Below are 20,434 nucleotides of genomic sequence, written 5' to 3' on the forward strand. Positions count from 1 at the left end.
GGCGGCGGGCGCAGCCAAGATCGACTGAGCGGCGGAGCGGCCGTCCGCCCCGTGCCGCATAGGCTTCTCGGCATGAGGCTGGAGGGAGCCGCGCGGCTCCGGGAGCGGTGGGACGGGTCGGGCCGGGGCACGCGCCTGGCCGCGGCCGGCGCCGCGGTGGCGGTACTGGCGGGCGGCGGCGCGGTCTGGGGCCTGGCGGCGGGCGGCGAGCCGGCCGTGCGGACGCTCGACCAGCGGATCCAGGTCGTCGACGGCCCCAAGGACGACCAGCGGGTGTCGCTCGACACCACCTTCTACCGTCCGGTGGGACGCGCCCAGGGCCCCGCGATCATGCTCGGGCACGGCTTCGGCGGCTCCAAGGACGACGTCCGCGGCGAGGCCGAGGACCTGGCCCGCGCCGGATACGCGGTGCTGGCCTGGTCGGCGCGCGGGTTCGGGCGCTCCACCGGCGAGATCGCGCTGAACTCGCCCGACTACGAGGTCAAGGACGTCCGGCGGCTCATCGACTGGCTCGCCGGGCGTCCCGACGTGCGGCTCGACGGCCCCGGCGACCCGCGGCTCGGCATGGCCGGCGAGTCGTACGGCGGCGCCATCGCGCTGATGGCCGCCGCCTACGACCGGCGGGTCGACGCCATCGCCCCGCAGATCACCTGGAACAGCCTCCCCGACGCACTGTTCCCCGACGCCACCGGCGCGGGCGCGGACGCCGGCGTCTTCAAGAAGCTGTGGGCCGGGATCTTCTTCACCAGCGGATCCGACGGCTCCGGCGCGGGCGGCGGCACCGGGAACGGGTCCGCGTGCGGGCGGTTCCTGCCCTCGCTGTGCTCGATGTACCAGGAGATCGCCGAGAAGGGGCGGGCCACGCCCGAGGCGATCGAGACGCTGCGGCGCTCCAGCCCGGCGTCGGTCGCCGACCGGATCAAGGTGCCGGCGCTGCTGGTGCAGGGGCAGGCCGACTCGCTGTTCCCGCTCGACCAGGCCGACGCCAACGCCCGCGCCATCGCCCGCAACGGCGCCCCGGTGTCGGTGGTCTGGTTCCAGGGCGGGCACGACGGCGGCGACGCCGAGACCGCCCGGATCCGCGGGATGGTGCGCGGCTGGTTCGACGAGCGGCTCGGGACCGGCGGCGGCGGCTCCGGCACACCGTCCCCGCACGGCTTCACCGTGACGCGCGCGGGCGGGATCGACTCGTCCACCCAGAAGGTGATCGTGGAGGCGGCGACGGCCCGCGCGTACCCGGGCCTCGGCGCCGCCCCGCGGACGCTCGCGCTCGGCGGGCGGGAGCAGACGATCCACAATCCGGCGGGCGGCTCGCCCGCCTCGGTCTCCGCGCTGCCCGGCCTGGGCGCGCTCGGCGGACTCGGCGACCTCGGCGGCGCGGGCGCGCTCGGCGGGCGGTTCGGTGACATGCCGGGGCAGGCCGCCACGTTCGACACCGCGCCGCTCGGCCGTCCGCTCCGGCTCACCGGCGCCGCGACCGTCCGGGTGAAGGTGACCGGGCCCGGCGACGTCCCGCTGTTCGCCAAGCTGTACGACGTCGCGCCGGGCGGCGGCGCGTCGCCCGCGCGCCGCATCGCCGCGCCGCTCCGGGTCGCGGACGCCGGCGGCGGGCGCGAGGTCACGGTGACGCTCCCGGCGATGGACTACCGGTTCGACCGCGGGCACCGGCTGCGGCTCGTCCTCGCGACGACCGACATGGGCTTCGCGACGCCGCCGCGGCCCGCCACATACAAGGTGCGGGCGGTGTCCGGGCTGACGGTGCCCGCCGTCCCGGCGCTGCGCGCCCCGGCCGCGCCGGTGCCCGGCTGGGTGTGGGTGCTGCCGCTGGCCGGCCTCGCCGTCGCGGCCGGGATCCTGGCGACCGGACGGCGCGGACGCCGCGACCGGACGCCCGCCGGGCACGACCCCGGGCTCGGCGGCGTGCCGTTGCAGATCACCGGGCTGACCAAGGCGTACGGCAACGGGCACCTCGCCGTGTCCGACCTGTCGTTCCGGGTCGAGAAGGGGCAGGTGCTCGGCCTGCTCGGGCCGAACGGGGCGGGCAAGACCACCACGCTGCGGATGCTGATGGGCCTGATCCATCCCGCGTCCGGCGAGATCCGCATCTTCGGGCACCGGGTGACGCCCGGCGCGCCGGTGCTGTCGCGGCTGGGGTCGTTCGTCGAGGGTCCGGGGTTCCTGCCGCACCTGTCCGGCCGCGACAACCTCGACCTGTACTGGCGGGCCACCGGCCGCCCGGCGGGCGAGGCGCGGCTGGAGGAGGCGCTGGAGATCGCCGATCTCGGCAGCGCGCTCGACCGGGCCGTCCGCACGTACTCGCAGGGCATGCGGCAGCGGCTGGCCATCGCGCAGGCGATGCTGGGGCTGCCCGACCTGCTGGTGCTCGACGAGCCCACCAACGGCCTGGACCCGCCGCAGATCCGCGAGATGCGCGAGGTGCTGGTGCGGTACGCCGCGGCCGGCCGCACCGTGATCGTCTCCAGCCACCTGCTCGCCGAGGTCGAGCAGACCTGCACGCACGCGGTGGTGATGTCGCGCGGACGGCGCGTCGCGGCCGGGCCGGTCGCCGAGATCGTCGGCACCTCGGGCCGCCGCCTGGAGGACGCGTTCCTGGAGATCATCGGCGATCGGGGAGGACCGGCGTGAGCGGCGCGAACGGCATGAGCACGACCGCGGCGCCCGGCGGCGCCGAGACCGTGCCCGCCCCTGCGGGCGACGGCGGCGGGCACCGCGGCGGGGCGGGCGGGTACGGGGTGCGGCGGACGCTGCCGCTGCGGGTGGAGGCCGTCCGGCAGTTCCGGCGGCGGCGCACGCTGTTCGCGTTCGGCATCCTGCTGGTGCTGCCGTGGGTGCTGGTCGCCGCGTTCCAGCTCGGCGGCGACCCCGGCGGGCCGGACGGGATGCCGAGCCTGGTCGACGTGGCGACGTCGAGCGCGCTCAACTTCACGCTGTTCGCGCTGTTCGTGTCGACCGGGTTCCTGCTGGTGGTGGCGGTGGCGCTGTTCTGCGGCGACACCGTGGCGAGCGAGGCGGGCTGGTCGTCGCTGCGGTACCTGCTGGCCTCGCCGGTGCCGCGGGCGCGGCTGCTGCGGCAGAAGCTGGCCGTCGCGCTCGGGTACTCGGTCGTCGCGGTGCTCTGCCTGCCGCTGATGTCGCTGGTCGCGGGCACGGCCGCGTTCGGCTGGGGTCCGGTCGAGCTGCCCACCGGCGGCGCCGTCCCGGCCGGCACCGCTCTCGGCCGGATGGCGGTCATCGTCGGGTACGCGCTGGTCGCGCAGCTCGTCGTCGCCGCGCTGGCGTTCCTGCTGTCGGTCACCACCGACTCGCCGCTCGGCGCGGTCGGCGGCGCGGTCGGGCTGGTCATCGTGAGCAACATCCTGGACGCGGTCACCGCGCTCGGCTCCTGGCGCGACTTCCTGCCGACCCACTGGATGTACGCCTGGATGGACGCGCTCCAGCCGCAGATCCAGTGGACCGGGATGGTCAAGGGGACGGCGGTCTCGGTGACCTACGCCGTCGTCCTGTTCGCGCTCGCGTTCCGCCGCTTCCGCACCCGCGACGTGGTGTCCTGACGATCACCGTTTCTGCCTGCGGACCGGATGCGGCCACCCCGCCGCCGATCACCTTCCGTGGCCGTCACACCACCGCACGCACGCGTTCGCGTCCAGAAAATCGGTCGAAGTGGTCGAGGATGTCGCATAAGCTCGTCGAACTTCACACCCGGCGACCGCGTCGTAGGAAGTGACAGCGACATCGGCTCGATCGGCGGGTTAGCACCCGGCCCGACGGGGGAGATGATCACCATGGCACGGCAGCAGCTCGTCAAGCGCCCCAAGCCCCCACGTCAACCGAGCCCGCTCGACCTCCGGACCCCGTCGGGACGTCTCCTGCCGTACTGATCTCCAGAACCTCCCGTCTCCCGCGGGGTCGTGCAGGACCGGGGCCTCCCGCGCCACCCGGCACGGGAGGCCCCGCGTCGTTGCCCGCACCTTCCCCGCGCCCCCGGCGAGGCCCGCGTTTCAGCCGCCGGCCCGGTCCGCGGGTCAGGCCGGCAGGCGGGCCAGGAACCGCTCGCGGTCGACCGACAGCCGCTCGATGCGGCCCAGGGCGACGACGGTGCCGTGCTCGTCCAGCGCGCAGAAGTCGAAGATCAGCCGATCTCCGTCCACCTCGGTGAGCTCGGCGGCGATCGTGACCCGCATGCCGACCGGGCTGGCCGCGCGGTGCTCCAGCTCGATCCGGGTGCCGACCGACGTCCGCCCCTCCTCCAGGTGCGGGCCGACGGCCTGGACCGTCGCCGCCTCGGCGAAGGCGAGCAGCCGCGGCGTGCCGAGGACCGGCACGTCGCCGCTGCCCACCCGCTGGGCGGTGTCCTCACGTTCGACCATGATGAGCGTCTCGGCGCGCAGCCCCGGTACCGGTGTCATGCCCCCATCCTGCTGCCGCGCGCGGAGTCCTCGCGCCCGCGAACCGCCGGTCAGGGCACCAGGACGGTCTTGCCGCTGGTGCCCCCCTCCTCGAACGCCCGGTGCGCGGCGGCGACCTCCGACAGCGGCAGCACCGACCCGACGACCGCGGCCAGCTCGCCCGCGGCGGCCAGTTCGAAGGCCAGCTCGCGGAACGGGGCGATGCGTTCGGGCGGCATGAGCGCGGTGGCGAAGGCGAGGACCGACAGCGCCCGCTGGTAGACGAGCGCCGTGTCGATCTGGTGCGGCTCGCCGCTGATGTTGCCGTACAGCACCATCCGCCCGACGGTCGGCTCCAGGTGCTCCAGCGCCCGCGCCGTCACCGCGCCGCCGACCGACTCCAGCACGACCTGGACGGTCCCGGGATCCCAGTCCGGACGGGAGAGGTCGACGAACTCGTCCGCGCCGAGCCGCCGCGCGACCGCGGCGTCCCGCTCGCCCCGGCCGCCCGCGACGACCCGGGCGCCGGCCCGCTTGGCGAGCTGGACGGCCATGCTGCCGACGCCGCCGGCCGCCGCCTCGACCAGCACGGTCTCGCCCGGCGCGATGCGGGCCTTGTCGATCAGCCCGGCGGCGACCGTCCCCTGAGTGAGCAGGGCGAGCGCCTCGTGGTCGCCGACCTTCTCGGGCAGCGGCAGCAGCGCGGCCTCGGGCACCGCGACCAGCTCGGCGTACCCGCCGCCGGCGGGGAGCTGGGCCAGCACCCGCCGGTCCGTCCCGGCCACGGTCCCGACGACCTCGTGGCCGGGCGCGAACGGGAGCGGCAGGTCCGGCATCCACGCCTTCAGCCCGCCGGCCCGCATCTGGACGTCGCTGAAGTTGATCCCGGCCGCCGCGACCCGGACCAGCACCTCGCCCTCCCCCGGCGACGGGTCGGCGACCTCCTCGTACCGCAGGACCTCGGGCGGACCGTATTCGTGAAAGCGCACAGCGCGCATGACGCACCCCTTCAAATTAGCGGACCGACGGTCCGTTTCTATCGGGATAGAATACGGACCGCTGGTCCGGATATGTCAAGGGAGGGGCGCCATGAGAGCGGACGCCGTCCGCAACGAGCGTGCGATCCTGCTCGCCGCACACCGGCTGATCTGCGAGAACGGTGTCGACCAGGTCTCGATGAACGACATCGCCGCCGAGGCCGGTGTCGGCAAGGGCACGCTGTTCCGCCGCTTCGGCGACCGCGCCGGCCTGGTCGGCGCGCTGTTCGAGCAGCTCACCGTCGACTGGGAGACGGGCGCCCTCGACCGGCTGGCCGACCCCGCCGTCCCGCCACTGCACCGGGTACTGGCCTTCGTCACCGAACTGTTCGACCGGATGGTCGTCCCGGGCCGTCCCCTCCTGCGCGCCATGGACGGCCACCACGGGGAGGAGCGCATCCGGCACTACCGGCTCTGGCAGGAACACCTCGCCACGGTGATCGGCGAGTTCCGGCCGGACGGCGACTTCCTCGCGCACGCCGTCCTCGCCACCCCGCGCGGCCAGTTCGTCGACCTCCTGATCGACGGCGGGATGACCCTCGACGAGGTGCGGACCGGTGTCGTCGCGTTCACCCACACCACCCTCACCGGCGCCCTGCTCCCACCCGACCTGCACCCCCCGCCCAGCGCCTGCACGGGCTAGCGTCCGACCGGTGGGCGGCGCCGCCCACCGGCGCCGCCTACTGGCCGAGTTGGTGCCGGATCGCGTCCGAGTCGCGCACAGCCCAGTGCTCGACCACCCGGCCGTCCCTGACCCGGACCATGTCCATGCCGAGGACCTCATAGCTCCGGCCGGACGCGCTATGGGTACCCCTGCTGGCGTAGCGGTTGACCGAGATGTCACCCGCCTCCACGTTCTGCTCGATGGTCACCGAGACATCGCGGAAGCCCGTCTCATCTCGGGCCGCCATCCCATCCCACTTCTCCTTCCACGCCGCCTTCCCCACATGGTCGCCCTGCACCCCGCCCCGGTGGTCGACGATGTCCGGGTCGATCAGGGCCAGCAGTTCCTCCGTCTCGCCCTTGAGGATCAGGGGGTAGCCCTCGGCGAGACGCCGATGGATCTCGGCCGCACGCTGCATGGGACACGCTCCTAACCGGGGAACTCCCCGTTTCGATGTGGCCGCTAAACTAAACGGGGAACTCCCCACTTAGCAAGGAGGACGGATGCCGGCATCGAGGCGCCCGCGCCGGGCCGACGCCCAGCGCAACCACGACCTGCTGGTGGCCGCCGCCCGACGGCTGTTCGCCGAGCGCGGCCCCGAGGCGCCCCTGGACGACGTCGCCCGCGACGCCGGAGTCGGCAACGCCACCCTCTACCGGCACTTCCCGACCCGCCGCGAGCTCCTCATCGCCGTCTACGCCGACGAGGTCTCCGGCCTCACCGCCGAGGGCGAGGCCCTACTCGCCGGCGCCGCATCCGCCGACGCGCTCTTTGCCTGGCTCCGCACCTTCATCACCCACGTGGCCACCAAACGCGACCTGGCCCAGGCGATCACCGACGAGCGCCGGCGCACCGTCCTCTTCGACGAATGGCACACCGCGATGCACGCCACCGCCGGCGCCCTCCTGGCCAGGGCGCAGGACTCGGGTGCCGTCCGTCCCGGAGTGCGCACGGCCGACCTGATGGCGCTGGCGAACGGAATCGCCCTGGCCACCACCGGCCCCCCGCAGACCGACCGCCTGCTCGACCTCCTCCGCCAGGGCGTGAATGAGGTGGAGCCCGCGCAACTCCGGCCATGAGGCCCGGTCAGAACCAGCAGGGACCGATTCGGAGCCCATCACCATTCCTCCCACCAGGGCTTCTTCACGTTCCAGGGCCCGCCACACCGCCCGCGATCATGCTGTGATCACCCATCCCACGAATGCTGGTGAAAAACGCTCAGTGGCTCGATCTGGGCGTTTTAGGCGCCCGCCCGGCGGAATGCCGGAAGGGTCGCCTCCAGTTGGATCCGGCTGCTCCCGCATTTGATCCAAATGGGCAAAAGATTCATTACATATGTTCGTTATTCAATGGCCGGGGTAAGTGGCGATCGTGATCAAGAGACAGACAACCCGTTCGAACGGGTTGAGACCCTCGATCGTGTTGGGATGGGGCGGATTCTCGGATAGGTGCCGAGAGCGGCTGTCATCCAGCCTCAGGTACATACCCGGCCTGGCAATCGTCACCATTGCCACGTCGGGCCTCGCCATGACGGCGCTCTTCGCTGTGCAGGCGTTCGGCAATCACACGGCGGCCACCACCGCCCCGCAGCCCGGCCCCGCCGCGTCCAACCCGGAGTCGGCTCATCTGACGGTGGCCATGCCGCGTTCGACCCCGGTGCGGTTGACGGTGCCGCGAATCCGCCTCCGTACGTCCCTGGTGCCACTGGGGCTGACGGACGACCACAGGGTCGAGGTTCCGGTCAACGCCGACCAGGCCGGCTGGTATCGGCTCGGGTCCCGGCCCGGAAGCATCGGCGCGGCAGTGCTCATCGGCCACGTCGACTCATCGCGCGGGCCGGGCGTCTTTTTCCGAATCGGGGAGTTGCGCCCAGGCGACAAAGCCGGCGTGCAACGAGCCGACGGGAGCACCGCCTTGTTCCAAATCGACTCGGTCGAACGCGTCAAGAAGACGGGATTCCCCACGCGCCGGGTCTACATGGATCCCGGCTATGCAGCGATCCGGCTGGTCACCTGCGGCGGCGGTTTCGACACCGACACCGGCCACTACACCGACAACGTGATCGCCTACGGGCACCTGCTCCGGCCCGGTGCGCACCGGAGCGAGGAGCACTCAATGCGTCCGCTGGCGGGGCCCTGAGATGAGTTCAACCTCTACCATCCCGCCTGCCCCCGGCCGTTCAATTGATCATGCATTGACCGGCCCCGACAGCGGGGAGACGCCCCGGCGAGGGCGGCCGGGCCGGCGCACCCTACCACCGGTGGATCCGGCCGGTCTGTGGGTGACGGTGCTGATCCCGGCACACAATGAGGCAGAGAATATCACCGATACGCTCGCATCGCTAAAGGGGCAGGAACAGCCGCCGGACCAGATCATTGTCATCGCCGATGATTGCACAGACGGCACCGTTGAAATCGCCAGGCGGTGCGGAGTTGAAATATTCATCACACGCGACAATCGGCATAAGAAGGCTGGTGCGCTGAATCAGGTACTCGACCGGTTGCTGCCCTCTGCCGGCCCCAATGACGCGATCATGGTCATGGACGCAGATTCGGCACTGGACCCGGGCTTCATCCGTCATGGAGTGGCTTACCTCTCCGACGGCCGCTACGCCGCCGTCGGTGGCACCTTCACCGGCCAGGACGGCGGGGGCATGGTCGGCATGCTCCAACGCAACGAGTACGTCCGCTACGCACGGGACGTGCGGCGACTGCAAGGCAAAGCGCTGGTGCTGACCGGAACGGCGACCATCTTCCGCGCCACCACTCTCCAGGAAGTGGCTGCCGCGCGCAGGGAGCGCCGACTGCCTGGCGACCCCCGCGTCTACGACGTTTGCGTGCTCACCGAGGATAACGAACTGACCCTGGCGATCCTGCATCTCGGTTTCGAAATCATATGCCCACCCGGATGTACGCTCACTACAGAGGTGATGCCAACCTGGCGGGAATTGTCCCGGCAGCGACTGCGCTGGAAGCGCGGCGCCCTGGAGAATCTCATCGAATACGGTTGGACATCCGTGACACGCCCCTACTGGGGCCGGCAACTGCTTACATTGATCAGCATCATCGCCATCGTGGCCTATCTGATCTCGCTAGGCTACTGCTTGGCCTTCACCAGCGGACTCCATTTCCGCCCCATTTGGATCAGCGTAACAGCGATCTTCATGATTGAGCGCGTGGTGACCGTACGCCGGCGCGGGGCAGTTCAAATGGCCATAGCCGCCACCATCGTCGTCGAGTTCCTCTTCGACGGCTTTCTTCAGATCGTCCAGGTCCGGGCTTACTGGGAAGCCGCCTGGCGCAACGAAAGGAAATGGTAAACCATGTACAATACTCCGCCCATAGGCGGTGTCAGCGCCGGTCTCGGCGGCGCCGCCATCACCGCCCCATGGCTCGGCGTCCAGGCCATCTGGTTGGGGTTGGCCGTCTTCACCCTGCTGTCCACTGCCCTCGCCGTTAAGCGCATCCTGCCCACACGGAAGAGCATCGGGATCCCATCGGCCGCCCCCTTGTCCGAGGGGTAGACCGGGGCTTCGACGCAAGGCGTCAACCAAGACGGGGGCCCCGGGGTCGCCTTCCAGCGCTCCCGGGGCCCCCGCGCCACCGTGAGGACACCGTTAGCGACATCGCTTCCCCCCGCTGCCGCGTTCCGCAGAGTCGGCGTCCGGGGCAGACGAGCTATGCAGTGGATCGAGGCAAAGGAGTCCGAGGTGGTCACGCACGCGGAACTGGGGTCGGCATTTCGGCTCCGAGTGGGTCGAGACCATACCGCCGGAGGTCGCTGAGCGACACTTCAGCAATCCGGAGGACCGGCGGGTCCTGACCGAGGTGGGCTGCCCGAAACACTCATAGGTCTGCTGGTCTTCGGCGGCATCGGGACAGATCGGCCTCGCACCATCGCCCAGGTCCTCGACATCGGAGAGCCGGATACCGATCCGCTGGACATCAAGGGCGACATCGTGATCGTCAACGGCATCGGCGGCCTGGCTTGTCTGTCCCGTGCGGAACACCGCGTCTACTGGTACGCGCCGGGGGACGAGAAGCGGAACCGCGCACTCATCAATAGTTCCCTGGAGCTGTTCGTCGAGACCCTTGCTGCCAGGCATCGGTTCTAGCTGGGATGACGCTTGGGTGGAAGGTGCCCACGGTGGCCAGCTGACTCACCCGGTCGCACGCTGCGGGTCGTCGCGTTCGATGTGGGTGACGCCGAGGAAGTGGAAGGCGCTCGCCGTGACCCTCGGGTGAGCCGGCTCCGCGGTCCCTGCCTACGCGGTGAAGAAGGCCCGGGCTGAGCACCTGTACGCGATCGCCGACGGCGAGGTGATACCCGAGCCGGGCGAGCCGACCGTCGTGATCTGCCTGGACGAGTTCGGGCCGCTGAACCTGATGCCGCACCCCGGCCGGTAGTGGGCCGCGATCACCGGCCGCGGTGCGGATCGCCATCATCTGTGACAACTACTCACCGCACCTGACCACCGAGCGCTGCCGACGGGTGACGGACTGGGCCGAGGCAAACAACGCCGAAGTCGCCTACACCCCGACCACAGTTCGTGGCTCAACCACGTTGAGGCCCAGTTCACCGCGCTGTGCTGCTTCGCTCTGGACGGCACCGACCAACGCAGCCACAAAGAGCAAGGCAGCATGATCCGCCGCTACATCATCTGGCGGAACCGCCACGCCGACGACACCCGGCTACGCCAGATCGTCGCCCGCGCCAACGCGGCCTGACCCGGGATCAGTCGCCGATGAACAGGATGTAGTGATGCGGCCTGCGCAAGGCCACTTCGCACAGGGCCTGGACTTCAGCGACCCAAACGCCACCGCGTTCAACGGGGAGCCGGTCCAACTCCCCGAGCAGTGCCGGGATCTGCCGGTGGTTGAAGACCGCATCACCATACGGATCGAGCGCACCGAGCATGGGAAACGCCGCTTGGTCGAGACCGCCAAGTGTGGTTTCCCACGACAGCCCGCACCCCGCCCTCGCCACGACCTCGCCTTGCAGCTCCCGGTTCACTCTCAGAGATCACCACGAGATGCTACTTGCGCGGCGCAGCCTCGGGACCGGGGGAACGTTACCTGCTACGGCACTAGACGGCGTCAACCCTCCCCGCCGGGTGCGGGCATCTGGTGGGAGTGCATGGCCCCTGCGCGCCGCTTGCCCAACGGTGGTCAGTCTCCAGCAGGCGCGATGCCCGTCTGGCAGGAGCCGCCGGACTGGTCACCCAGGGGTAGACCGGTGCCGGCGATGCCGCAGTAGCCGTTGGGGTTCTTGTTGTCGGACAGGTACTGCTGGTGGTAGTCCTCGGCGAAGTAGAAGTCGGTGGCCGGGGCGATCTCGGTGCTGATGGGACCGTGGCCGCCGCCGGTCAGGACCTGCTGGTAGGCGTCGCGGGACGCCTCGGCGGTCTTCCGCTGGAGCTCGCTGCGGTAGAAGACCGCCGAGCGGTACTGGGTGCCGACATCGTTGCCCTGGCGCATGCCCTGGGTCGGGTCGTGGGACTCCCAGAACACGCGCAGGAGCCGCTCGTAGGACGTCTCGGACGGGTCGTAGACGACCCGGACGCTCTCGGTGTGGCCGGTCTGGCCGCTGCACACCTCTTCGTAGGTGGGGTTCGGCGTGTGGCCGCCCTCGTAGCCGACCGAGGTGGAGACGACGCCTGGGGTCCGCCAGAAGATGCGTTCGGCGCCCCAGAAGCAGCCGAGCGCGAACTCGGCGATCTCGGTGCCGTCGGGGTACGGCGGCGCGAGGGGCGACCCGAGGACCTCGTGGCGGGGCGGCACCGGCATCGGCTCGTCCCTGCCGGGCAGGGCCTTCTCCGGTGCGACCATCTGGGTCTTCGCAAAGCCGAACATGACTCCAGGGTATTCGCCCTGGCAAGGTCATGCCGGCCGGTGGGCGCGGGGCGCGCCGGGCTTGCCGGGACGGCCCGCGCTCGGCCTGGGCGGCAGGGGTGCCGCCATGGCCGTGCCGCGTGTTCGGCCTGTCCTCCCGGAGTCAGTAGCGTGCCAGTTTTGGCTGATTACGCACTGATATCGTGCTGCTTGTGGTGAATCGTCGCGGAATGGCATTCGGCTTCGCCGCCTACGCGCTCTGGGGGCTGTTCCCCCTGTACTGGCCCCTGCTGAAGCCCGCCGGCGCGGTGGAGATCCTCGCGCACCGGATCATGTGGTCGCTGGTCGCGGTGCTGGCGATGCTCGCCGTCCGCCGGCACTGGGCCTGGGTCAGGTCGCTGACCGTGCGGCAGGTGGGGCTGCTGGCGCTGGCCGCCGCGCTGGTCACGGTCAACTGGGGCGTCTACATCTACGCGGTCAACTCCGGACACACCATCGAGGCCGCGCTCGGCTACTTCATCAACCCGCTGATCAGTGTGGTCTTCGGCGTGGTGATCTTCCGGGAGCGGCTGCGCCGCTGGCAGTGGACGGCGGTCGGGCTGGGCACGGCGGCCGTGTTGGTGCTGACCGTCGACTACGGCCGGCCGCCGTGGATCGCGCTGGTGCTGGCGTTCTCGTTCGGCACGTACGGGCTGGTCAAGAAGTTCGCCGCGATGCCGTCCGCGGAGAGCCTGTCGGTGGAGACCGCGATCCTGCTGGTCCCGGCGATCGGGTTCGTGCTGACCCTGGAGGCCCGCGGGGACGCGACGTTCGGGCATCACGGCGCGGGGCAGGTGGGGCTGCTGATCGGCGCCGGGGTGGTGACGGCGATCCCGCTGCTGCTGTTCAACGCGGCGGCGATCCGCATCCCGATGAGCGCGCTCGGGATGCTCCAGTACCTGGCCCCGGTGCTGCAATTCCTCATCGGGTTGCTGGTCCAGCACGAGGAGATGCCGGCCAGCCGGTGGATCGGGTTCCTGCTGGTGTGGGCGGCGCTGATCACGCTGACCGGGGACGGACTGCGCGCGGGACGGCGCGCACGGCACGGCGCGGGCGCCGTCGAAACGGCGCCCGAACCCGTCCGCTGAGCGAGGTTCCGACGCGGAACGCGCAACTTCTCCGGCTTTACGCACATCTATAGAGGAAGAGATCCCGAACCACTAGAGTGCCGGATGTCACAAGCACCTTGTCGAGGAGTATCGTTGCGCCTACTCAGCGCCGCAGTGTTGGGCGGGGCCCTCATCGCGGTCGGCCTCGCGGCCCCGGCGACGGGCGAGGCGACGGCGACGAGGGGGAACCGCATCGCCGTGGAGCCGGACGTGGCCCGTCCCGGGCAGCGGATCGAGCTGGAGGTGCGCGGGTGCGCGGCCGGGACGCAGCGGCACTGGGCCGGCTCGCCGGCCTTCACCGGGGACGCCACCCTCGGGGGCAGGAACGACCAGGGGCGGACCGTGGCCCGGCTCCGGCGGGACATCAAGCCCGGCACCCACACGGTCGTGGCGCACTGCGGCCAGCAGACGTTCACCGGCCATTTCAAGGTCTCCAATAAGATCTCCTGGCCGGTCCGGTTGTCGACCGACATCGAGTCGCCGACCGCGAACTGAGACATCGCGCACCCATTCCCCGGGACACCCGGGGATTTTTTTTCGCCCTTATTCTTTTGTGCCGCGAAACCCGGTACATGATTATTCCGCCCACCACAGCCCGGCGGCGTCCCGCCTTTCATCGGCCGGCCGCGCGTGGGCTCACCTTCCCATCGCCAAAGTGCCCGACCGAGGCCACCGGACCGTTCCACCTGGCGGAATGGACGGGCCGAAGCGTGATGAAGGTCACTCGTTGAAGTTTCTATATACCGCCTTCGGCCATCTTGATCACGCCAAATGACCATGTGATACTTCCACGGAATCGCTCATACCCCCCATGCTTCACACGGGTGCACAGAACGGTAGGTTCGCCCGTTCAGCAACGTGCGACCGATGCGCCTCGTGCCACCAATTCCACTCCTAGGGGCAGTCGAGAATGTCCGTAGACATCGGTCTCGTTCCCGTCTGGACGGCGCATCGCCTCCGTCACGAGGCCGCCTCCACCGCACCGGTCCGCTTCCCTGCGGCCTCCCTCCTCGCGGCGGCCCGCCGCGTCGAGTCGCCTCCGGGCCGGCGCCCCGACCCCGGCGGCGGACCGGTCCCGGACCTGCCGGACGGAGGGCGCGCGTGAGCCCGCTCCAGACGGGCACCGACGAGATCCGGGCGGTCGCCGAGCACGGCCGGATCTGCGCCCTCTCCGCTCAATGCGCTCGTGACCTGCAAGGATGCGCCGCCGACTATCCCGGCCTGTTCTCCGGGAAGCCGTTCGACGCCACGCTCTTCACCGCGGTCTCGATGGCCAACGCGTTCGGTTCCCCCGGCGACACCCGGGAGCGGCTGGAGGTCGCCAACCGCACCTCGCTGTGGATCTTCGCGCTGGACTGGCTGGTCGACTACGTCGCCACCTCGCGGGCCGACCTCGACGGAGCGCTCGCCGGCCCGCTCGCCATCGCCGAAGGCCGTCCGCCCGCCGGGGACGCGCCGCTCGCCCGGTTCCTGGCGGCCATCCGCGACCGCGTCGGCAGCAGCCCCTCGTTCGCCGCGTTCGGCCCGGTCTGGCGGGACGAGCTGCGCCGGATGCTGGACGCGATGACCCTCGAATGGGAGTGGAAGGCCGCGCTCACCGCGGGCACGACCGCGCCGCCCTCCTTCGACGCCTACCTGGCCAACGCCGACAACTTCGGCTCCACGTTCGTGAACGCCGGGCACTGGATCTTCACCTCCGAGCCGTCCGCGCTGGCGCACCTGGACGCGCTGCTGGAGGTCAGCCGGAAGGTCCAGCAGGTGCTCCGCCTGCTCAACGACCTGGCCACCTACAAGCGCGACGTCACCTGGGGCGACCTGAACGCGATGCTCCTCGGCGTGGACGCCGACGCCGTCAGGGAGCGGATCGCCGAACTCGTCGCGCAGTGCCGGGTGCTGCTCGAGCCGCTCAGGGACACGTGCCCCCGCGAGGCCGTCTATCTGGAGCGCCAGATCGGCTACAGCATGGGCTTCTACGGTGCGGCCGACTACTGGGGCGAGCTGTGAGCATCGGAACCGAGCGGACCGAGACGGCCGCCGCCACCGTCCGCACCGGCTCCGCCGATGTCACCGCCGCCGCCCGCGACCTGATCACCGGCCTCGTCGCCGAACCGTGGGGACAGGTCTCCCCCTCGATCTACGAGACCGGACGGCTCGTGTCGCTGACACCCTGGCTGACCGGCCACGACCGGCGCGTGGACTTCCTCACCGAGACCCAGCGTCCCGACGGCGGCTGGGGCGCCCCCGACGACGGCTACGCGCTGGTGCCCACGCTGAGCGCGACCGAGGCCCTGCTGTCGGTGCTCGTCCGGTCGGACGCGTCCGAGCCGGACGGCCCGACCGCCCGCGCCGCGCGGGGCGGGCTGGACCGGCTGCACGTCCTCCTGCCCGGCGGCCGGGGCCCGGAACTGCCCGACATGCCGGCGATCGAGCTGATCGTCCCGTCCCTGGTGGAGCTGATCAACAAGCATCTCGGCGCGCTGGCCGCCCGGTCCTCCCGGCGCGTCCCGCTGCCCGAGGGCATGGACGGCGCCAAGCTGACGGTGATCAGGCGGCTGCTCACCTCCGGGATCGAGCCCCCGCAGAAGCTGATGCACGCCCTGGAGGTCGCCGGCGAGGTCGCGCGCGGGCTCCCGCAGGCCCACCCGGAGCCGACCGGGACCATTGGCGCGTCGCCCGCGGCGACCGCCGCGTGGCTCGGCGACCGTCCCCCGAGCGATCCGAGCGCCCCGGCGCGCTGGTACCTGGAGACCGTCGCCGCCACGCACGGCGGCCCGGTTCCGGTCGGGTTCCCGCTCACGGTGTTCGAGCGGGGCTGGGTCCTGGCGTGGCTGGAGCGGGCGGGCGTCCCGTTCGTCGCGCCCCCCGAGCTCGTGCTGAGCCTGACCGCGCCGCTCCGCGCGGACGGCACGCCCGCCGCGGCGGGGCTGCCCGCCGACGCCGACACCACGGCCGGCGCGCTCTACGCGCTGGCACTGCTCGGTGCCCCGCACCGTCCCGATCCCCTCTGGGAGTACGAGACCTCGACGCATTTCTGCACCTGGCAGGGAGAGGACGGCTATTCCCTCACGACCAACGCGCATGTGCTGGAGGCGTTCGGCGAGTACCTCGCGTCCGTCGGGACGAACCGTCTCGGCGCGGACGCGGCCGGCCGGTACGCCGACACCATCGACAAGGTGTCCGGTTGGCTCTGCCAGCAGCAGCAGGCTGACGGGAGCTGGACCGACCGATGGCACGCGTCCCCCTACTATGCGACCGCGTGCTGCGCCCTGGCCCTGGACCGCTTCGGCGGGGAGCGCTGCGCCCCCGCCGTGGAACGCGCCCGCCAGTGGGTGCTGGGCAGGCAGCGTCCGGACGGCTCCTGGGGACGCTGGCACGGGACCGCCGAGGAGACCGCGTACGCCGTGCAGGTGCTCCTGCTCCCCCGGCCTGGACGGGACGAGCCGCGCGCTCGCGCCGAGGCCCGGTTCGCGGCGGCCTCCGCCGCGCGGACGGTGCTCGAACACGACCTCGGCCGCCCGACCGCGGACCGGAGCTGCGACCCGCCGCTCTGGCACGACAAGGACCTGTACCATCCGACGGCGATCGTGCGCGCGGCCGTGATCGCGGCGCTCCACCTCATCTCCTCGCGCCGGCCGCCTCGGCCCGGAAAGTGAAATTCGTCATAACAGCGAAAACGACACCAGGCTGCAAACGGGACGGCCCGCGCCGACAACTCCATTCACCTTGAGCGGGTGTGTTCGCATTGCTAAGGTTCTGGGCCGTACGGACCGGCTCGACCGCCGCGCCCGCCCCACCAAACCCGAGCATCTCGCTACCGTTTATTCCGATGAGCGGCTGCCGATTCTTAGCAGAATTGATAGGGCGAATCCCATGCGCTTCCGCACCCCCCGCCCGCGGACCGGGGCACCGTCCCCATGCCCGCCGGTGGCCGCCCTCCGGGCGCCCGCCGCGCGGGGGGCCGTCCGCCGCGGGGCGGGCGGCGGGCACGCGCGCGGACCGATGCATCCCGCCGCCGCGACACGGCGTACGGTGATCATGCATGGCCCGGTGACCGAAAGGCCGGCGGCCACCGCCGGCGCCGGGTGCCCCGAGACCTCTCAGCCGGAGGACCAGCGACCCGTGCCCGAGACCTCCACCACCCCGTCCGGCCTGCCGGTCCGGGTGCCCCAGGCCAACCTGACCCCGCCTCTGGCCGAGAACGAGCAGTCCGGCGCGGCGGACGAAACCGACGGGCCGGTCCGTTCCCCCGAGGAGATCCATCGGATCATGGACGCGTACCAGCTCGGCACGCGCCGCGGCCGGTCGGCCGCGGCGGCCCGAGCGACGGAAGACGAGGACGATCAGTGATGCAGAAGACGGGTTCGTCGGCAGACCTGAGCTGGTTGCTGGACGACCTGGTACACCGGCTGCCGCACGCCGAGCATGCCGTGGTGCTGTCCGCCGACGGCCTGCTGATGGCCTCCTCGGAGGCCATGGCGCAGGACGACGGTGAGCATCTGGCCGCCGTCGCCGCCGGGATCCAGAGCCTGGCCAAGGGTGCGGGCACCCGCTTCGGCGGCGGCCCGGTCCGGCAGTCCATCATCGAGATGCAGTCGGCGTTCCTGCTGGTGACCGTCGCCGGCCAGGGCGCCTGCCTGGCGGTGCTGGCCGGTGAGGAGGCCGACGTCGGCCTGATCGCCTACGAGATGGCGATGCTGGTCACCAGCATGGGCCATCACCTCACCACGCCGTCGCGGTCGGAGGCCGCCGCAGAGGGCCGGACCACCTCATGATGCCGCCCGAGGAGCCCGGCCACGACCGCTGGCAGGACGACGCCGACCCCGTCCAGGACCGGTGGCACGACGAGCACTCCGGCCCCATGGTCCGCCCGTACGTGATGACCAGCGGCCGGATCGAGCCGACCCGGGGCAAGTTCGACCTGATCACCCTGGTGGTGTCGGTCGGCGCCGAGCCCGACGGCGCGGTCGGCCTCGGCCCCGAGCACGTGGCGATCGCCCGGCTCTGCCAGTCGGTGATGTCGGTCGCCGAGCTCACCGGGCACCTCAACCTGCCCATCGCCACCGTCCGGGTTCTGCTCGGCGACCTGCTCGACCAGGGCTTCATCTCGATGCAGGAACCCGAACCGGAGGCGGACATGCACGACATCAGGCTCTACAAGGCGGTGATCGATGGTCTCCGGGCCCTCTAGTCTCCCGACCCGTGCCCGCCGGCTGCCCACCGCGGTCAAGATCGTGATCGCGGGCGGTTTCGGGGTCGGCAAGACCACCATGGTCGGCACCGTCTCGGAGACCAAGCCGCTGCGCACCGAGGAGATCCTCACCGACGAGAGCGTGGGCGTCGACGACATCTCCGGTGTGGAGAAGAAGAAGACCACCACGGTCGCGATGGACTTCGGCCGCATCACGATGCGCGACGAGTACGTGCTCTACCTCTTCGGCACCCCGGGCCAGGAACGCTTCTGGTTCATGTGGGACGAGGTGGCACTCGGCGCCCTCGGCGCAATCGTCCTGGCCGACACCCGCCGCCTCTCGGACTGCTTCCCGTCGGTCGACTACTTCGAACGCCGCGGCACCCCGTTCATCGTCGCGGTGAACTGCTTCCAGGGCGCCCGCCAGTACGACCTGGCGGAGATCCAGCTCGCCCTCAACCTGGGCCCCGCCGTCCCGGTCATGCTCTGCGACGCCCGCAGCCTCGACTCCTGCAAGCAGGTCCTCATCGACCTGGTCCTGCACGCGATGAAGACCCGCGGCCTGGCCCCCAACCAAGAAGAACCCCAGAACGCCTGACCGCGACCGGCCCTGTTTTTGAAGCCCGGCCCGGCACCCTCGCCTGGCGGCTCGGACGCCGACCGTGCTTGGGCGAGCGCGACATCGCTTCGCGATCTGGCCGGTGAGGCTCGCCTCCGGCATCGCCCCACCGGCCAGATAACGCGCTCGCGCGACGGCTGAGGCACAGTGAGACCGGCCCTAACCCCCAGTGTGCCCGTGAGGGGCCGAACAACCTCAAGACGCCCCCGAGCCCCCGAGCGGGCGCGCGGTGTCTGGACTGAGGAGCGCAGGGAGCCTGCGACCGGAGCGACGAGGGAAGACACCGCGTAAAGCGCCCGCGAGCCGCGACGCCGAAGGCGGCGCCATCAACACAGCGAGCGGGCGCGTGGTGTCTGGACTGAGGAGCGCGCGCAGCGACGAAGGAGCGAGCACGCGACGAGGGAAGACGCCGCGTAAAGCGCCCGCGAGCCGCGACGCCGAAGGCGTCGCCATCAACACAGAGGCGCCATCAGACACCACTCAGCCGGTGCGGGAGACCACGTAGTCGCAGAGGCCGGTGAAGGCGGCGCGGGCGGGGATGTCGGGGAGGGTGAGGAGTTCGGTGCGGGCGTCTTCGGCCCAGCGGCGGAGGTCGGCGCGGGCGCGGTCCATGGCGGGGTGGGCGCGGAGGAGGGCGAGGGCTTCGGCGTGGAGGGCGTCGCCGGTGAGGTCCTGGGTGAGGAGTTCGCGCAGCCGGGCGTCGTCCGGGCCGGTGCCGGCGAGGACGTGGTGCATGGGGAGGGTGCGGATGCCTTCGCGGAGGTCGGTGCCGGGGGTCTTGCCGGACTGCTCGGCCTCCGAGGCGATGTCGAGGATGTCGTCGGAGAGCTGGAAGGCGACGCCGATCTTCTCGCAGGCGGAGGTGACGGTGTCGACCACGTGGGTGGGGGCGCCGGAGATGAGGGCGCCGAACTGGCCGGACGTGGCGATCAGCGAGGCGGTCTTGTCGGCGACGACCTGGAGGTAGTGCTTGAGGGGGTCGGCGTCCGGGCCGGGGCCGACGGTCTCCTGGATCTGGCCGCGGACGAGGCGGGCGAAGGAGCGGGCCTGGATCCGGACGGCTTCGGGGCCGAGGTCGGCGAGCAGGTCGGACGCGCGGGCGAACAGGTAGTCGCCGGTGAGGATGGCGACGGTGTTGGTCCAGCGGGAGTTGGCCGACGGCTGGCCACGGCGGACGGTGGCCTCGTCCATGACGTCGTCGTGGTACAGGGTGGCCAGGTGGGTCAGCTCGACGACGACCGCGGACGGGACGATGCCCGGGGAGGCCGGGTCGCCGAAGTCGGCGGCGAGCAGCACCAGCATCGCGCGGAAGCGCTTGCCGCCCGCCTCGACCAGGTGCTTGGAGGCCTGGGTGAGCAGCGGGTCCTCGCCGTGCACCGATTCCAGGAGGAGGTCTTCGACGGCCGTCATGCGCTCCTGTACGGCCGTCGCGAGCTTCTCGTCGATCGGGAGCCCGAACGGCCCGGCCGCGTCGGCCGCGCCCGGCGGCCCTCCGGGCCCTCCGGCGAAAGCGCTACTCACCCAAACCCCCTAGCGGACGT

Annotated in this window: 21 protein-coding genes and 1 pseudogene; 16 read left to right on the plus strand and 6 right to left on the minus strand. The window is 71.3% G+C overall.

Translation table 11 applies throughout. From position 1 onward, the window contains the following. Positions 1-72: 72 nt before the first annotated feature. Both QP090_RS36175 and QP090_RS36180 read left to right on the plus strand, forming a co-directional pair. Positions 73-2,646 (plus strand): alpha/beta fold hydrolase, encoded by a 2,574-nt coding sequence (locus QP090_RS36175; RefSeq protein ID WP_285944266.1) that lies wholly within the window; start codon positions 73-75, stop codon positions 2,644-2,646. Continuing rightward, on the plus strand, positions 2,643-3,572 hold the full coding sequence (locus QP090_RS36180) for an ABC transporter permease (protein ID WP_285944267.1): 930 nt from the start codon (positions 2,643-2,645) through the stop codon (positions 3,570-3,572). The genes QP090_RS36175 and QP090_RS36180 overlap by 4 nt, the downstream gene beginning before the upstream one ends. Before the next feature lie 471 nt (positions 3,573-4,043). Here QP090_RS36180 and QP090_RS36185 read toward each other — a convergent pair whose 3' ends face one another. Beyond that, positions 4,044-4,427, minus strand: coding sequence for a thioesterase family protein (locus tag QP090_RS36185; RefSeq protein WP_285944268.1), 384 nt, complete (start codon positions 4,425-4,427; stop codon positions 4,044-4,046). Positions 4,428-4,477: 50 nt separating this feature from the next. Next, positions 4,478-5,404: a quinone oxidoreductase family protein gene (locus QP090_RS36190; protein ID WP_285944269.1), complete on the minus strand. Its 927-nt coding sequence runs from the start codon at positions 5,402-5,404 to the stop codon at positions 4,478-4,480. A 91-nt stretch (positions 5,405-5,495) separates the two neighbouring features. On the opposite strand from QP090_RS36190, the gene QP090_RS36195 reads away from it, so the two are divergent. Continuing rightward, positions 5,496-6,086: a TetR/AcrR family transcriptional regulator gene (locus tag QP090_RS36195; RefSeq protein WP_285944270.1), complete on the plus strand. Its 591-nt coding sequence runs from the start codon at positions 5,496-5,498 to the stop codon at positions 6,084-6,086. Positions 6,087-6,123: 37 nt separating this feature from the next. On the opposite strand, the gene QP090_RS36200 is transcribed toward QP090_RS36195, so the two are convergent. Further along, on the minus strand, positions 6,124-6,525 hold the full coding sequence (locus QP090_RS36200; RefSeq protein WP_285944271.1) for an ester cyclase: 402 nt from the start codon (positions 6,523-6,525) through the stop codon (positions 6,124-6,126). An 85-nt stretch (positions 6,526-6,610) separates the two neighbouring features. Here QP090_RS36200 and QP090_RS36205 point away from each other — a divergent pair, with 85 nt between their 5' ends. From QP090_RS36205 to QP090_RS36225, 5 genes and pseudogenes are all read left to right on the plus strand, one after another. After that, positions 6,611-7,186 (plus strand): TetR/AcrR family transcriptional regulator, encoded by a 576-nt coding sequence (locus QP090_RS36205; protein WP_285944272.1) that lies wholly within the window; start codon positions 6,611-6,613, stop codon positions 7,184-7,186. Between the two features lie 283 nt (positions 7,187-7,469). Beyond that, positions 7,470-8,246, plus strand: coding sequence for a class F sortase (locus QP090_RS36210; protein ID WP_285944273.1), 777 nt, complete (start codon positions 7,470-7,472; stop codon positions 8,244-8,246). Between the two features lie 121 nt (positions 8,247-8,367). Next, the gene (locus tag QP090_RS36215; RefSeq protein WP_285944274.1) at positions 8,368-9,426 is read left to right on the plus strand and encodes a glycosyltransferase family 2 protein; all 1,059 of its coding nucleotides are present in this window, start codon (positions 8,368-8,370) and stop codon (positions 9,424-9,426) included. Positions 9,427-9,871: 445 nt separating this feature from the next. Further along, a pseudogene (locus tag QP090_RS36220) lies at positions 9,872-10,221 on the plus strand (SUKH-4 family immunity protein). 157 nt (positions 10,222-10,378) lie between these two features. After that, entirely contained in the window at positions 10,379-10,513 is a 135-nt protein-coding gene (locus tag QP090_RS36225; protein ID WP_285944275.1) for a hypothetical protein, read from the plus strand. Positions 10,514-10,841: 328 nt separating this feature from the next. Here QP090_RS36225 and QP090_RS36230 read toward each other — a convergent pair whose 3' ends face one another. Together QP090_RS36230 and msrA are read right to left on the minus strand one after the other, a co-directional pair. Beyond that, positions 10,842-11,120, minus strand: a complete 279-nt coding sequence (locus tag QP090_RS36230) for a hypothetical protein (protein ID WP_285944276.1) — start codon at positions 11,118-11,120, stop codon at positions 10,842-10,844. Between the two features lie 155 nt (positions 11,121-11,275). Then, on the minus strand, positions 11,276-11,959 hold the full coding sequence (gene msrA, locus QP090_RS36235; protein WP_285944277.1) for a peptide-methionine (S)-S-oxide reductase MsrA: 684 nt from the start codon (positions 11,957-11,959) through the stop codon (positions 11,276-11,278). Between the two features lie 209 nt (positions 11,960-12,168). Here msrA and rarD point away from each other — a divergent pair, with 209 nt between their 5' ends. From rarD to QP090_RS36275, 8 genes are all read left to right on the plus strand, one after another. Continuing rightward, a complete protein-coding gene (rarD, locus tag QP090_RS36240) occupies positions 12,169-13,065 on the plus strand; it encodes an EamA family transporter RarD (protein ID WP_285944278.1) in 897 nt (298 codons plus the stop codon). A 114-nt stretch (positions 13,066-13,179) separates the two neighbouring features. Then, on the plus strand, positions 13,180-13,581 hold the full coding sequence (locus tag QP090_RS36245; RefSeq protein WP_285944279.1) for a hypothetical protein: 402 nt from the start codon (positions 13,180-13,182) through the stop codon (positions 13,579-13,581). 606 nt (positions 13,582-14,187) lie between these two features. Further along, positions 14,188-15,090, plus strand: a complete 903-nt coding sequence (locus QP090_RS36250) for a terpene synthase family protein (RefSeq protein ID WP_285944280.1) — start codon at positions 14,188-14,190, stop codon at positions 15,088-15,090. Next, positions 15,087-16,739 carry a prenyltransferase/squalene oxidase repeat-containing protein gene (locus QP090_RS36255; protein ID WP_285944281.1) on the plus strand — a complete coding sequence of 551 codons (1,653 nt, stop codon included), beginning with the start codon at positions 15,087-15,089 and terminating at the stop codon, positions 16,737-16,739. The genes QP090_RS36250 and QP090_RS36255 overlap by 4 nt, the downstream gene beginning before the upstream one ends. Before the next feature lie 466 nt (positions 16,740-17,205). After that, positions 17,206-17,433, plus strand: a complete 228-nt coding sequence (locus QP090_RS36260) for a hypothetical protein (protein WP_285944282.1) — start codon at positions 17,206-17,208, stop codon at positions 17,431-17,433. Beyond that, complete coding sequence (locus QP090_RS36265; RefSeq protein ID WP_285944283.1) at positions 17,433-17,858, plus strand: roadblock/LC7 domain-containing protein; 426 nt, start codon at positions 17,433-17,435, stop codon at positions 17,856-17,858. The genes QP090_RS36260 and QP090_RS36265 overlap by 1 nt, the downstream gene beginning before the upstream one ends. Next, entirely contained in the window at positions 17,855-18,274 is a 420-nt protein-coding gene (locus QP090_RS36270; protein ID WP_285944284.1) for a DUF742 domain-containing protein, read from the plus strand. Before QP090_RS36265 ends, QP090_RS36270 begins: the two co-directional genes overlap by 4 nt. Beyond that, positions 18,255-18,872, plus strand: a complete 618-nt coding sequence (locus QP090_RS36275; protein ID WP_285944285.1) for a GTP-binding protein — start codon at positions 18,255-18,257, stop codon at positions 18,870-18,872. Before QP090_RS36270 ends, QP090_RS36275 begins: the two co-directional genes overlap by 20 nt. A 501-nt stretch (positions 18,873-19,373) precedes the next feature. On the opposite strand, the gene QP090_RS36280 is transcribed toward QP090_RS36275, so the two are convergent. Continuing rightward, positions 19,374-20,414: a polyprenyl synthetase family protein gene (locus tag QP090_RS36280; protein WP_432763113.1), complete on the minus strand. Its 1,041-nt coding sequence runs from the start codon at positions 20,412-20,414 to the stop codon at positions 19,374-19,376. Positions 20,415-20,434 lie beyond the last annotated feature (20 nt).

The organism is Actinomadura xylanilytica, from assembly GCF_030283145.1.
Lineage (GTDB): Bacteria > Actinomycetota > Actinomycetes > Streptosporangiales > Streptosporangiaceae > Spirillospora > Spirillospora xylanilytica.

Coding starts and splice junctions, on each gene's coding strand:
- rarD (WP_285944278.1), top strand. CDS start 12,169: ATGGCATTCGGCTTCGCCGCCTACGCGCTCTGGGGGCTGTTCCCCCTG.
- QP090_RS36200 (WP_285944271.1), bottom strand. CDS start 6,525: ATGCAGCGTGCGGCCGAGATCCATCGGCGTCTCGCCGAGGGCTACCCC.
- QP090_RS36205 (WP_285944272.1), top strand. CDS start 6,611: ATGCCGGCATCGAGGCGCCCGCGCCGGGCCGACGCCCAGCGCAACCAC.
- QP090_RS36190 (WP_285944269.1), bottom strand. CDS start 5,404: ATGCGCGCTGTGCGCTTTCACGAATACGGTCCGCCCGAGGTCCTGCGG.
- QP090_RS36195 (WP_285944270.1), top strand. CDS start 5,496: ATGAGAGCGGACGCCGTCCGCAACGAGCGTGCGATCCTGCTCGCCGCA.
- QP090_RS36265 (WP_285944283.1), top strand. CDS start 17,433: ATGCAGAAGACGGGTTCGTCGGCAGACCTGAGCTGGTTGCTGGACGAC.
- QP090_RS36185 (WP_285944268.1), bottom strand. CDS start 4,427: ATGACACCGGTACCGGGGCTGCGCGCCGAGACGCTCATCATGGTCGAA.
- QP090_RS36175 (WP_285944266.1), top strand. CDS start 73: ATGAGGCTGGAGGGAGCCGCGCGGCTCCGGGAGCGGTGGGACGGGTCG.
- QP090_RS36275 (WP_285944285.1), top strand. CDS start 18,255: ATGGTCTCCGGGCCCTCTAGTCTCCCGACCCGTGCCCGCCGGCTGCCC.
- QP090_RS36270 (WP_285944284.1), top strand. CDS start 17,855: ATGATGCCGCCCGAGGAGCCCGGCCACGACCGCTGGCAGGACGACGCC.
- msrA (WP_285944277.1), bottom strand. CDS start 11,959: ATGTTCGGCTTTGCGAAGACCCAGATGGTCGCACCGGAGAAGGCCCTG.